10 protein-coding genes are annotated in these 13161 nt (G+C 70.7%); 4 read left to right on the forward strand and 6 right to left on the reverse strand.

Translation table 11 applies throughout. The features are described from left to right. Positions 1-129: 129 nt before the first annotated feature. Positions 130-528 carry a YybH family protein gene (locus OHT51_RS03470; RefSeq protein ID WP_328877381.1) on the reverse strand — a complete coding sequence of 133 codons (399 nt, stop codon included), beginning with the start codon at positions 526-528 and terminating at the stop codon, positions 130-132. Positions 529-643: 115 nt separating this feature from the next. On the opposite strand from OHT51_RS03470, the gene OHT51_RS03475 reads away from it, so the two are divergent. Continuing rightward, on the forward strand, positions 644-1324 hold the full coding sequence (locus OHT51_RS03475) for a nucleoside/nucleotide kinase family protein (RefSeq protein ID WP_328877382.1): 681 nt from the start codon (positions 644-646) through the stop codon (positions 1322-1324). A gap of 73 nt (positions 1325-1397) precedes the next feature. Here the strand turns inward: OHT51_RS03475 and OHT51_RS03480 are convergent, their stop codons facing one another. From OHT51_RS03480 to OHT51_RS03500, 5 genes are all read right to left on the reverse strand, one after another. Beyond that, on the reverse strand, positions 1398-3260 hold the full coding sequence (locus tag OHT51_RS03480) for a hypothetical protein (protein WP_328877383.1): 1863 nt from the start codon (positions 3258-3260) through the stop codon (positions 1398-1400). A 5-nt stretch (positions 3261-3265) separates the two neighbouring features. Further along, a complete protein-coding gene (locus tag OHT51_RS03485; RefSeq protein WP_328877384.1) occupies positions 3266-4153 on the reverse strand; it encodes a carbohydrate ABC transporter permease in 888 nt (295 codons plus the stop codon). A gap of 18 nt (positions 4154-4171) precedes the next feature. Then, entirely contained in the window at positions 4172-5152 is a 981-nt protein-coding gene (locus tag OHT51_RS03490) for a carbohydrate ABC transporter permease (RefSeq protein ID WP_383241414.1), read from the reverse strand. 169 nt (positions 5153-5321) lie between these two features. Beyond that, on the reverse strand, positions 5322-6653 hold the full coding sequence (locus OHT51_RS03495; protein WP_328877386.1) for an ABC transporter substrate-binding protein: 1332 nt from the start codon (positions 6651-6653) through the stop codon (positions 5322-5324). Positions 6654-6923: 270 nt separating this feature from the next. Further along, positions 6924-8045 (reverse strand): ROK family protein, encoded by a 1122-nt coding sequence (locus tag OHT51_RS03500; RefSeq protein WP_328877387.1) that lies wholly within the window; start codon positions 8043-8045, stop codon positions 6924-6926. Positions 8046-8314: 269 nt separating this feature from the next. Between OHT51_RS03500 and OHT51_RS03505 the strand changes: the two genes are divergently transcribed. The 3 genes from OHT51_RS03505 to OHT51_RS03515 all read left to right on the forward strand — a co-directional run bounded on the left by OHT51_RS03505 (position 8315) and on the right by OHT51_RS03515 (position 13156). Then, on the forward strand, positions 8315-9223 hold the full coding sequence (locus tag OHT51_RS03505) for an N-acetylglucosamine kinase (RefSeq protein WP_328877388.1): 909 nt from the start codon (positions 8315-8317) through the stop codon (positions 9221-9223). Between the two features lie 180 nt (positions 9224-9403). Next, complete coding sequence (locus tag OHT51_RS03510; RefSeq protein WP_328877389.1) at positions 9404-11326, forward strand: phosphatase PAP2 family protein; 1923 nt, start codon at positions 9404-9406, stop codon at positions 11324-11326. A gap of 36 nt (positions 11327-11362) precedes the next feature. Further along, positions 11363-13156: an ArnT family glycosyltransferase gene (locus OHT51_RS03515; RefSeq protein WP_443052393.1), complete on the forward strand. Its 1794-nt coding sequence runs from the start codon at positions 11363-11365 to the stop codon at positions 13154-13156. Positions 13157-13161 lie beyond the last annotated feature (5 nt).

Here is a 13161-nt window from a genome sequence, read left to right on the forward strand (position 1 = left end):
CGCGGCCGGGCGAGTTGGCCGACGGGGAACCGAGAAATCACCACAAACACGGACAAACTAACGCGCAAGGTGCAAGCGTGCAGTGTGATGTTCGGCCAGGTGCCTGACATGGACGATGCGAGTCGTGTGTCAGTCGTGTGGGAACGAGTGGTGCTCGTGGGCGACGACCCAGCGGCCGCCCTCCTTGCGCAGACCGAGCGTCAGACGCAGGCGGAGGGTGGGGCGTTCGGCGAGTTCGTCCGGGGTTCCGCAGCGCAGGAGGGCGTGGGCGTACGCCACGTCGGCGCCCGCCGTGATGTCGAGTGACTCGATCTCGAAGGAGGCGCCCTTGGCCTGCCACTCGAAGAACGGCGGCCAGGTGGCGCGGTACGCCGGCAGGCCGCGGACGCCGTCGTGGGGTGGCGGTACGTCGAACATGACGATGTCCTCGGTGTGGTCGGCGAGGACGCCGTCGAGGTCACCCCGGTGGACCGCGTCGGCCCAGGTCGTGATCAGTGTGCGGATCTGCGTGGTGTCGTCGTCCGGCATGGTGCGCGCCTTCCTTCCCCTCCCCGTGATGACTCGTGACGAGGCGAAACCCCTTGTCCAGGAGACTCCGCGGACCACCGGAAGTCATCGCCGACCGGGTGACACACTCTGCTGTGTGGCCCTGACCTTCGACGACCTCCTCGCCCGTGCCCGGTCCCTCCCACGCGACGGCCGCCGCGCCGTCCTCGGCATCGCAGGCAGCCCGGGGGCGGGCAAGACCACGCTCGCCGAGCATCTGGTGCGGGAACTCAATGGTGCCGGTGATCCCTGGGTCGCGCATGTGCCCATGGACGGCTTCCACCTCGCCGACGTGGAGCTGGACAGGCTCGGCCGCCGGGACCGCAAGGGCGCACCCGACACGTTCGACGCCGCGGGGTACGCGGCGCTGCTGCGGCGCCTGCGCGAGGACCCCGACGATGGCACCGTGTACGCACCCGGCTTCGAGCGGGTTCTGGAGCAGCCCGTCGCGGGCGCCGTTCCGGTGCAGGCCACGGCCCGGCTGGTGGTGACCGAGGGCAACTACCTGCTGCTGGAGACGGATGCGTGGGCGCGGGTACGGCCGCAGCTGGACGAGGTGTGGTTCTGCGAGCTCGACGAGCCGGAGCGCCTGCGGCGGCTGATCGCCCGGCACGAGGAGTTCGGCAAGCCGCACGACGAGGCCGTGGCCTGGGTGCTGCGCTCCGACCAGCGCAACGCGGAGCTGGTGGCGGCGACCCGGGACCGGGCCGACCTGGTGGTGCCGGCCACGGTGGTGCCCGTCCCGTACGGACCGTCGACGGCCCGTACGGGGGCATGAGTACCGCATGGCGGCGGCTTGAGAACCGCACAACAGGGGCTTGAGGGCCGCACATGCGGCCCGCAGGACCCGCCTATACGGCCTGGAGCGTCAGCTCCGGTTCTCCGTGCGCGTCGCCCGCCGCCTCGCCGAGCACAGCGGTGAACGCCTCGGTGCGGACCGTCAGGCCCGGACCGTCCTGGGCGAAGGCGGGCGCGAACGGGCGCGTCGATCCGTGGCGTCCCGCTGCGTGGCGTCCCGCTCCGTAGCGCACGGCGAAGACGTGGAGGTGCTCCGGTGCGCCGGGGGCCGGTTCGGCCTCCAGTGCCGTCGAGCCGACCAGGTGGCTCCAGCCCAGGTCGGGGTTGCCATAGCCGCGAGGGTCGGCCGCGAGGGCGAAGGCCGCCTCCTCCTGGGTCCGGTCCGCGCGGGCGTCGAAGTGGTCGACGCCGTCCGTCTCGGGGTGCGTCAGACGCAGTGCGCCGGCCGACGTGACCTCGCCCTCGGCGGTCCTGCGTACGCGCTCGCCGTCGTCGGTGGCGTACGGCAGGCCCGCGAGCAGATACGGCGTGCCGGGTAGCCGGTCCACCGCGACCGTCACCCACAAGGCCGTGCCGTCGGTGACGTACAGGGACCGGACATGGCGCAGGACGTGGTCGCGGCCGACGACCGGCTTGGTGACCAGCTTGGCGGTGAGGCCGTCGGCGCGGACGTCCCGGACGCGGACCTCGCCCATCGGGCGGCAGAAGAGGAAGCCGTCCGTCACGGGGCCGAAGCCGTGCTGCCGGTTCACCGCCGCCGGGAGGTAGTACGTGCCCGCCGCCTCGACCAGGGACGGGGTCATACGGTCGTCGAAGGCCACCGAGACCGAACCGGCGCGGAGCTGGTGGCGGGCCGGGACCGGCGACGGGGTGCGGTGCCAGCGCGCGCTGTCCTGGATCTGCCACACCAGCATCCAGGCGAAGTGGCCGTCGACTCCGCCGTCCGCCTTGACCGCGTGCCGGCCCCACCGGGTGTCGCCCCGGTAGCGCCCCAGATCGGAGCCGATGCGCCGGCTGAAGTAGCGCAGGCCGAGGACCGACTCGAAGCCGCTGTGCTGCTCGCTGTAGCGCGGACCGCCGTTGTCGAAGCCGCCGCCGGGCAGGCGGGCGTCGAGGTAGCGGGCGAGCGCGTCGCCGTCCTCGGCGAAGACCTGCTCGCCGCTGACCCGGTGGGCCTGGGCGAGGAAGGACAGGGAGATCGGGCCGTAGTTGTTGTCGTAGGCGCCGCCGTGCTCGGGAGGCAGGAGTGCGCCGCGGTCGGCGACCCGGTGGGCGCGGATCTTCTCGGCGTACAGGGCGATCGCTCGCGACCGCACCAGGTCGCGTCGGCCCGGCGGGAGGTGGCGGGCCAGCATCAGTCCGCCGACGATGCAGCCGATGGCCTGGTTGCCGGCCTCCTGCGGATTGAAGAAGGTCGCCTCGGTCAGCCAGCGCCAGTAGCCGTGCGCCACCTCGGTCAGTTCGGCGCGCTGCTCGTCCTCGACGAGGCCCTCCGCGAGGTCCAGCACGTTGACCGCCTGGAGCAGCGCCCACACCGTGCTCGGCCAGTCACCGATGGGATGGGCGCCGGGTGCGAGGGTGTAACGGGCGTACGGCAGACCGGAGTTGCGGGCCCGCAGGTTCGGGTAGCCGGGGTTGTCCTCGGTGTAGACGCGCTCGCGCAGATGGAAGGCGAGGCTGCGGCGCACCGCCTCCGGCAGGCGCGGGTCCTGGCCGCGCTGCCAGGCGAGGGCCAGGAGTGAGGTGACGCCGAGTGAGGTGTCGCCGATGTCGTCGACACAGTCGGGGTGTTCCAGATTGCCCTCGGGCGTGAGCCGGGCCAGGGCCTGTTCGGCGACACCGGCGAGGACGGCGTCGTATGCCTGAGGGGTGTCCGGGAGGTCGTGCAGGGCGCCGAGCTGGCGAGGCAGATGCACGGGTGTCAGCCCTTCATGCCGGAGGTGGCCATGCCTTCCACCAGCCTCTTCTGGAAGATGAGGAAGCAGATGAGGGTGGGCAGGAGGGCGAGTGTCGACATGGCGAACATCGCGCCGTAGGAGGAGCCGCTGGTCTGGTCGAGGAACAGCGTCAGGCCCAGGGGGACGGTGAACTTGTCGTTCTGCTGAAGGTAGACGAGCTGGTGCAGGAAGTCGTCGTAGGTCCAGATGAAGGTGAAGATCGTGGTGGTGATCAGCGCCGGCTTCATCAGCGGCAGGATGATCCTCCAGTAGATCTTCCACGGATTGGCGCCGTCGACCATGGCCGCCTGGTCCAGCTCGCGCGGGATGGAGCGGATGAACTGGACCATCAGGAAGATGAAGAAGGCGTCGACGGCGAGGAATTTCGGCACGATCAGCGGCAGGAACGTGTTGATCCAGGTCAGGTTGTAGAAGATCGTGTACTGCGGGATCAGGACGGCCTGCGTGGGCAGCATCAGCGTGCCGAGCATCAGGCCGAACCAGATCTTCTTGCCGCGGAACTCGAAGCGCGCGAAGGCGTACGCGGCCAGCGAGCACGAGATGACGTTTCCGATCACCGCGCCGATCGTCACGATCAGCGAGTTGGTGATGTAGAGGGAGAAGGAGTTGCCGGAGCCGCTCCAGCCCTCGGAGTAGTTCTCGGGGCGCAGCGCGGTCGGGATGAGCCCGGGGTGGGTGAAGATCTCGGTGTCGGGCTTGAGGGAGCTGCTGAGCATCCACATCAGCGGGTACAGCATGACGATCGCCACGCCGATGAGCACGGTGTGGATGAAGATGCGGCGGGTCCCGGTGGCCGAGCGGAGCTTGTGCAGCGGTGACGTCGAGGACCGGGGCGGGGTGATGGCGGACATGGGTGAAGGACTCCTCGCTCAGTCGTCGTAGTGGACCCAGTAGCGGCTGGCGATGAAGTTGACCGCCGTGAACAGTGCGATGACCAGGAACAGCACCCAGGCCAGCGCGGAGGCGTACCCCATCTGCAGGTCCGTGAAGCCCTTCTTGTACAGGTAGAGGGAGTACAGCATGGTCGAATTGAGCGGTCCGCCGGAGCCGTTGCTGATCACGAACGCGGGAGTGAACGTCTTGAACGCGTCGATGATCTGAAGGACCACGTTGAAGAAGACGATCGGAGTGAGCAGCGGCAGGGTGATCTTGAAGAACCTGGTCACGGCGCCGGCACCGTCGATCGCGGCCGCCTCGAACACGTCCTTCGGCAGTTGCTTCAGCCCGGCGAGGAAGATCACCATGGGCGTGCCGAACTGCCAGACGGCCAGCAGGACGAGCGTGTAGAGCGCGGTGTCCGGGCTGGAGATCCAGTCCTGGCCGGTGTTGAGCCCGAACCAGCCCAGGAAGTCGTTGAACAGGCCCTCGCCGCCGAAGACCTGCCGCCACACGATCGCGATGGCCACGGCCCCGCCGAGCAGGGACGGCAGGTAGAAGGCGGCCCGGTACAGGCCTATGCCCCTGAGATCGCGGTTGAGCAGCATCGCCACCGCGAGGGCGAGGGCCAGCTTCAGGGGCACGGAGACGACGACGTACACGAGGGTGGCGTGCACCGAGTCCCAGAAGACCGGGTCGTCGGTGAACATCCGGTCGTAGTTGTCCATGCCGACCCACTGCGCGGGCGTCAGCAGGTCGAAGTTGGTGAACGACAGGTACAGCGAGTCGAGCATCGGGTAGATCGTCAGCCCGAACAGGCCCACGAACCAGGGGGCCAGGAAGAGGTACGGCCACCATCCCCCGCCCCGCCGTCTGGCGAGGCGGCGACGCATACGGTCACGTTCCCGCTGGTCGGACGGGGTCGCGGGAGCCGACGGCTCCTTGACGACCTCGCCGGTCTGCGCGGTGGTCATACTCATGTCTCCCTGGCCCTCTCCCGGTATTTCAGATGGGGCTGTACTCCTCGAAGCCCCGGTCACTGCCACGCCTCAGGGGCGCGGGGAACTGCGCGACGAGCCACGACGAATCCGCAGACAGCAGACGGCCTGTCGCGGCAAATCCTCCTCGGCAGTCCCAGCGGAGCTAGCCGCCGAGAATCCCGCCCGCCTGGTCGAAGAACTCGGAGAGCTGCGCCTTGATCGACTTCTTGCCGAAGGCCACCGCGAGGTTCGACTGGAACAGCAGATCCCAGATCTGGTCGGCCCCCTGCGGCGGCGGCACCGGCGCCGGCAGGGCGTTGGACGCCTTGGAGACACGCTGCGAGATGTAGTCCGCGTTCTCCATGTTCAGCTTGTCCGTCTCGGTCAGGCCCGAGGCGATCAGATTGCGGGCCTTCTCGGTCGGCGGGATGCCGCGGAACAGCTGCATGTCCTTGATCGCCGTGTCGTCCTGGGCGAAGAAGTTCATGATCTTCACCGAGTCGGCGACCTTCTTGCTGGCCTTGGTGGCGCACAGCAGCACGCCGCCGTTGACGAAGTTGCCCTCGCGGGCGCCGGAGAAGTCGCCCTGCGGGGTCGGCAGGAAGTCCAGCTGGGCGTCGGTGATGGAACCGCCCGCGCCGTAGACACCGGAGTCGAAGGTGAACAGTGCCTTGCCGATGACGACCGCGTTCTTGGTGAGGTCGTTGTGCGCGGCGGAGGTGATGGCCGGCGGCGGGGACGCGTTCGTCCTGCGCATCTCGGCCCAGTACTCCCACCACTCCTGGAGGGTGTCGGAGGTGAACCCGAGCTTCTTGCCGTCGTCCGAGAAGAAGGTCTGTCCCTTCTCGCGGGCGAACACCTCGAAGCACTGGAGGGTGGAGCCGCCGCCGTCGTCGACGCCGTACGTCTTGCCGCCGCTCTTCTTGTAGACGTCCTGGGCGACCTTCTTCAGGTCGGCCCAGGTCCACTCGCGGTCGGGCAGCTTCAGGCCGAGCTTCTCCAGGCCGCTGCGGTTGACGGTGAGCTGGTTGACGCCGATCCCGGACGGAACGCCGTACAGCTTGCCGTCCACGGTGCCGGCGGCGAGGAGCGTCTTGGAGAAGCCCGTGAGGTCCAGGGTCTTGCCCACGTAGGAGTCGAGCGGGGCGAGGACGCCCTTGCGGGCGTACTGCGCCACCAGGGCGGTGTCCATCTGGAGCAGGTCCGGGGCGCTGCCGCCGGCGATGTTGGTGTTGAACTTGTCGAAGTAGCCGTCGTAGCCCTGGTAGGTCTCGCGGATCTTGACCTTCGGGTTCTGCTTCTGGAAGTAGGCGAGCGACTTCTTGTAGGCGTTGTGCCGGTCGTCGCTGCCCCACCACGTCATGGTCAGGTCGCTGCTGGTGCTGCCGGCGCCCGTACCTCCGGCGCAGGCGCTGAGCGAGGTGCCGAGCGCGCCGGCGACGGCCAGTCCGCTCACGGTGCGGAAGAGGGTTCTGCGCGAGATCTGGTGACCCACCGGGTCCTCCCTGGATGTGCGTGACGGATTGCCCGGCCGGTCAGCGCGGCTCGGATCCTTCTGTGGATGGCGCCCTACGGCCCGCGACCTCGCCCGGTCGTTCCGCCGTGTCGGACGAGGGTCCACGGCCGTCGTCCTGGCCGTGACCGTACGAGCACGCCCTCGCACGGCTCGCCGTACGCGATGTACGGCGGAGTACCTCGTCCCGAGCCGGGTCCCGCCGGCTCAGAAAGCGCTTGTCCGGACATTGGCAGAAGCGGGTCGAGTCCGTCAATGCTTCGCCTGGACCGCCCCGGTCACGGTTTGGATTCCACGAGCGACGGCGAGCCGGGTGGCTCCGACCACGGTGCCGCTGTCGCCGAGCGCGCTGCTGACGACCTCGGTGGGCCAGCTCAGCCGGCCGAGCTCGGCCCGGACACCCGGCACGAGCTGCGGGTTCGAGCCGACGGCTCCGCCCAGCACGATCAGCCCGGGGTCCAGGACGGCGGCCACGGCGGCGGCCAGCCGTCCGATGTCGGCGGCGTGCCCGGCGACGGCGGCACCGGCCGGGCCGTGGCCTGCCCCGGCGAGGGCGAACAACCGCTCCGCGGTCTCGGGGCACGGCTCGTCGTCGTCCTGCCACGTCTCGGCCGTCCGCCGCAGCAGGGAACGTACGCCCATGCGGTCCTCCAGCGCCTCGTGGCGCGGCTCGCGGCCCTCGTCCCACGGGTACGGCAGCCGGGCCACCTCACCAGCGGCCCCGTTCGCCCCGCGCAACACCCGGCCTCCTACGACAATGCCGAGACCGATGCCCACGCCGATCCGCAGATACCCGAACGTCCGGCGGCCCCGTGCCGCGCCCTCGTGCAGTTCGGCGAGGGCGGCGCAGTTGACGTTGTTCTCCAGGTGGACGGGTACGCCCGGCGGCAGTGCGACGGCCATGGCGTCGAAGACGGGGCCGGCCTTCGCGGTCGCGGGCCGCATTCCGCTGCCGTCCCGGTCCCGGGTCGTGACGTCACCGACGGCGACGACGACGGCGCGCAGCGGGGCGTTGGCGGGCAGCGCGTCGAGGACCTTGCGCACGGTGGCGGCGGCGTCGTCGCGGGAGCCGGTGCCCTCGGCGAGCAGGGTGCCGTCGAGGGCGCAGCCGCGCACCTGGGTCTCGGCGGGGCCGAGGTCGACGGCGAGCACGGCGCCGGCTGCCGGCCCGAGCCGGTAGACGGCGGCGGACCTGCCGGTGGCGCCGGAGGCGGTGCCGGAGTGGGCGGCGAGGTCGGCGGCCTCCAGTTCGGCGACGGCGGCGGAGACGGTCGGCTTGGACAGGCCCGCACCGGCCGCCAGCTGGGGACGGGTGGCGGTGCCCGCCCCGGCCAGCACCGCGAACACCGCACGCGCGCTCTCGCTCAGGTCCATGGTCTCCCCTGGTCGTGCTGAGGCGGTCGGAACCGCCGAAATGATCGTTCGGCAACGGGAATTCCGCGCCTCTTGACGCACCCTACTTCGTTAGTTAACTTCCTAACGAACTGATGCGGTACTCGCCTGCCGCACTCGGCAACGAAGCCCGTCCCGGGGCTTCCCTACGGTCAACGGCGCGGATCCACGCCGCTCGTCGCGACGTCTGCGCCCGCCCAGGCACGGTCCGCCCGCCGTCGCAGCCAACGCGCAACGACGAAAGAGGAGCCGTGCAGGACACTCCCCACTCGTCCCCTCTCGTGGTCGGTATCGACGTGGGCGGCACCAAGACGCATCTGCGCGCATTCGCGGGGGACGTCATGGTCGCCGATCACGTCCGCACCAGCAGCGGCTGGCGACCGCACGACCCGGTCGCCGCCGCCGGCTGGCTGGCCGCACTGGCCGCCGACACCCTGCCGGCCGGTGAGCGCCCCTCGGCCTTTGCGGTCGGCGGGCACGCATGCGAGACACCTCGCCAGTGCGGGCAGATCCGCACCGCGCTCCAACTCCACTTCGACGCACCGGCTTTGGTGGTGGGCGATGCGGAACTGCTCGTCCCTGCCGCCGGGCTGGACAAGGGGGTCGGGGTGGTCGCCGGCACCGGGTCCGTCGCGGTCGGTCGGCTGACCGACGGCAGCGCGGTCCAGGTCGGCGGCTGGGGTGCGGTCCTCGGCGACGAGGGCGGCGCGGCGGGCCTCGTCCGCGAGGCCGTACGGGCCGTGTGGGCGGCGCACGATCTCGGCGAGGAACCCGATGCGCTGGCGCGCGGGCTCATCAACGCGTTCGGCGTCGCCGAAGTGCCCGCACTCGGCGCGGCGTTGGAGAACGCCAAGAGCGCTTCCGCCGAGTGGGGCCGGCACGCGCCGGTGGTGTTCGCAGCCGCCCGGGCCGGATCAGCGCTCGCCCGTGCGGTGATCGACGAGGGCGGCCGGTCGCTGGCCGCGCTGGTCGGCCAACTCGCCTCGCGTGGGGTCCCGGTGGACGACGTCGTGGTCGCCGGCAGCACCGTTCTCGCCCAGCCCGCCCTCTTCGACGCCTTCGCCGCCGCGCTCGCCGACAGCGTGCCGGGGGCCCGCCCTTGGCGCTTGGAAGTGCCGCCGGTCGAGGGCGCCCTGGCACTCGCCCGTTCACTTGTGTGACAGCTGCCGGACTCCACGCTCTCCCGAGTCCGCCACAACTCGCCCGTAGATCTTCGCTCGTAAGACTCGATCCCCCTGCGTTTCGTGCGTCTCATGTGCACCCGATGTGCACCGGACGGTCGAGTCGATCATTTCGATCACCTCCCGGCCGTTCGGGCCGATGAACTCGAGAGAGGCACCATGCCGGCATCCGTCGGGCGCCACGCCACCCCGTCCCTCAACAGAAGGCGCTTTCTCCTGGCCTCCGCCGGTGGCGGTGCGGCCCTGCTGGCCCTCCCTGCCGTCGCCGGCTGGCTCCCCGCCGCGGACGCCAAGGCCGCCGCGAAGGCAGCCGCGTTCGTCGACGACTACAAGACCAACGTCGTCGCGAACCTGACGCCTGAGACCAACGCCGTGGTCCGCGTTCTCGGCGGCTTCGCGAAGGTGTGGAAGACGGGGAGCGCTTGGAACTCCGGTACGCCACTGATGCCCGAAGCGCTGCGCGCCAATATGCGCTACAGCGTCCGGATCACCGCCGCGCGTACGGACGCCCAGGCGAAGGAATCGTTCATCATCGACCGTCAGCACCAGAGCTACTCGGTGATCGCCGGGCTCGGTCCGCTTGCCGACCTGTACAAGTCGGGCGCCAAGGCGGTCACATCGATCACCAGCGCTCCGGACGGCACCCCCTCAGGGAAGATCAGCGACGCCGTGCCCGCGGACGCCCCGGCCGGTTCCGCGATCGGCGCGGGATCGTACGACTCGGACCTCGGCCGGGTGGCCAAGCTGGTCGACACCGTGCGCGGCCCCTTCGCCTCCGGCAACCCGGCCAAGTTCGCCTTCCAGTACCCGCGTCCGTGGCGGATGAACGAGGACAGCGAGGTCGTCGACACCGGCAGGAAGGACGAGTTCGGATTTCCCGTCTACGAGTCGAAGGTGGTCGTCGCCCCGCAGCTGCTGCGCCAACGCGGCGAGAGTGCGACCGAGGACGGCGGATTCCCCAGCGGGCACACCAACGCCCTGCACCTGGCGGCCCTGGCGTACGCCTACGCCGTGCCCGAGCGCTTCCAGGAGCTGGTGACCCGCGCCTTCGAGCTCAGCCACACCCGCATCGTGGCGGGCATGCACTCCACGGTCGACGTCCTCGGCGGCCGCATCATGGCCACCGCCCTGGCCGCCGCAGCCCTCGCCGACCCGGTCAACGCCGAGCTCAAGGCCGCCGCCCGCGCCCAGGCCCTGGCGTACTTCAAGCAGCGGACCGGCTCGACGGCCGACACCCTCAACGCGTACGCCCACTCGGCCGACCGCGCCACCGACCCCTACGCCGACCGTGACGCCAACGCCCGCACGGTCGGGCCGAAGCTGACCTATGTGCTGACCCGGCGCGGTCGCGACGAGCCCCTGACCGTGCCGAAGGGCGCGGAGGTGCTGCTGGAGACGCGGCAGCCGTACCTGACCGCGGCCCAGCGTCGCGAGGTGCTGCGCACGACCGCGCTGCCCGGCGGGTACGTCCTGCTGGACGGCTTCGAGCAGTGGGGACGGCTCGACCTGTTCACCGCGGCGGACGGTTACGGCGCCTTCGACTCCGACGTGACCGTCACGCTCGACGCGGCGGCCGGGGGCTTCGGCGCGGCCGACGTCTGGCGCAACGACATCCGCGGCGACGGCGGCCTGACCAAGCGCGGCACCGGCACGCTCACCCTGGCCGGGCACAACCGGTACCACGGCGGCACGGTGGTCGAGGACGGCGTGCTGGTCGCCGCTTCCGCCAACGCCCTCGGGGAGGGTGACGTGCGGGTGAAGGGCGGCACGCTCCGCGCGGACAGGGTGCTGCGGGTGCGCGGTTCGTACGTCCAGGAGGGCGACTCCGCCCTGGAACTGCTGGTCCGCAAGAACCACGGTCCGGCGCTCGAGGTGTCCCGCCGGATCTCGCTGGGCCGGGGCAGCGTGCTGTCGCTGCGCCTCGACGCGGAGCGCCCGCCGGTCGCGGGCACCACGGTGCCCGTCATCGAGGCGTCACAGCTGCGCGGCCGGTTCGACCGGGTGGAGCTGAACTCCCGCACGCTGCGAGCCGTACCCGTCTACACGACGGATGGTCTGTCGGTACGACTCCTCAAGCGGTAACGCCGTCCTCGGCGGGACCTGGTGCAGAGTAGGCCCATGGGCCGGCTCCGGATCAGTTCCCGCCGCCGCGGGGTCGACGGCGCCGCGGAGCGGAAGATGGCGCTCGAACGGCACGCGGTTTCTGCCTCGGTCCCTGCCTCGGCCCCTGCCCCGGCCCCGGAGGCGCCCTCCGGTGTGCCCGACGCCTCCGTCGCGCAGCCCTCGCAGTCCTCGCAGCCCTCGCGGCTGTCCGGCAGGCGCTGGCTCGTGCTGCTCCTCGTGGTCGTGCTGCTAGGCCAGATGGCCGTGGCGATGGTGACGACGGCGGTACAGCAGACTCCGACGATCGACGAACCCGTGTACGTGGGCACGGCGGCCGAGTATCTGCACGAGCGGCGCCTGATCCACAACCCCGAGCATCCGCCGCTCGGAAAGCTGGTCATCGCCGTCGGAGTGGCGGCGGCCGATCCGCACGTCGACCGCTCCTTCACCGGAGATCAGGGCCAGTTGGGGCGGCACCTGCTGTACGAGTCGGGCAATGATCCATGGCGGCTGATGTTGTTCGCCCGACTCCCTGTGATCGTTCTGACTCTCTTGTTCGGATTGATCGTCTTCGCCTTCGCCCGTGAACTGGCCGGTCCGGCGGGCGGTTTGGCGGCCCTGGCTCTGTACGCCTTCTCCCCCGACCTCATCGCGCACGGCTCGCTGGCCACACTGGACGTCCCGGCGGCCGGGTTCGTGCTGACGTCGGCCTGGCTGTTGTGGCGGGCCCGCCGCCGGCCGCGCTGGTACGTGCCGCTGGCCGGGGTGGCCCTCGGTGCGGCGTTGGTCACGAAGATGAGCACCCTGGCCGCGGTCCCGGTGCTCCTTGCGCTCACGGGCCTGTCGGTGTGGTGCGCGAAGTCGCCCTCGGAGCCGCGCCGACGGGTACTCGGGTGGGCGGCCGCAAGCGCCGGGGTCGTGGCGGTGGCCGCCATCGCCGTGGTGTGGGCCTCGTACCTGGTGGTCGACCCGCGGCTGCGCTGGGCGCCGCAGCAGCCGGTACCCGTGGTGCACGGGCTGCGGGAACTCGTCATCGATCTGCTGCCGTTCCCGGAGTCCTACCGCGACGGGATGCGCGTCCAGTTCGGGTTCGAGGAGTACCCGTGGCAGGGCTTCCTCTTCGGCCGGCTCTACACGGGTTCGCTCTGGTACTACCTGCCTGCCGCCCTGCTGGTGAAGACGCCGCTCGGCATGCTCGCCCTGTGGGCGGCGGGTGGCGTGGCGGTGGTGGCCGTACGGCGGCTGCGACCGGCGGCGCCCTACCTGCTGGTGCCCGCCGCCGTGCTGCTCGCCGCGGCCATGCTCGGGTCACGGGACTTCGGCACGCGGTACGCCGTCTTCGTGCCGATGTTCCTGGCGGTGGCGGCGGGTTGTGTGCTCGCGGTGCGGTGGCGGTGGGCGCCGGTCGCGGTCGGGGCGCTGGTCGCGTTCGTCGCGGTCAGCTCCCTGCGGACGTATCCGTACTACCTGCCGTACTCCAACGAGGCGTTCGGCGGTCCGGCGAAGACCCATCTGCGGCTGCACGACTCGAACGTGGACTGGGGCCAGGACCTGGGCCGGCTCGCGGACCGGCTGAACGAGCGGTATCGGGGCGAGCGGATCTGGCTCGTGTACAAGGGCAGCGGGGTGCCGTCCGCCTACGGCATCGACGCCGCCGATCCGCGCAAGGTACCCGCCCGTGAGGTGCGCGGACTGCTGGTCGTGTCGGACTCCTCGGTGGCCAAGGCGACCGGCCGACTGGCCGAATTGATCGACAGCAGTCGTCCGATCGATACGGTCGGCCATTCGATCACCATCTATCGTCGGTGAGCGCG

Source organism: Streptomyces sp. NBC_00299 (genome assembly GCF_036173045.1).
Classification (GTDB): domain Bacteria; phylum Actinomycetota; class Actinomycetes; order Streptomycetales; family Streptomycetaceae; genus Streptomyces; species Streptomyces machairae.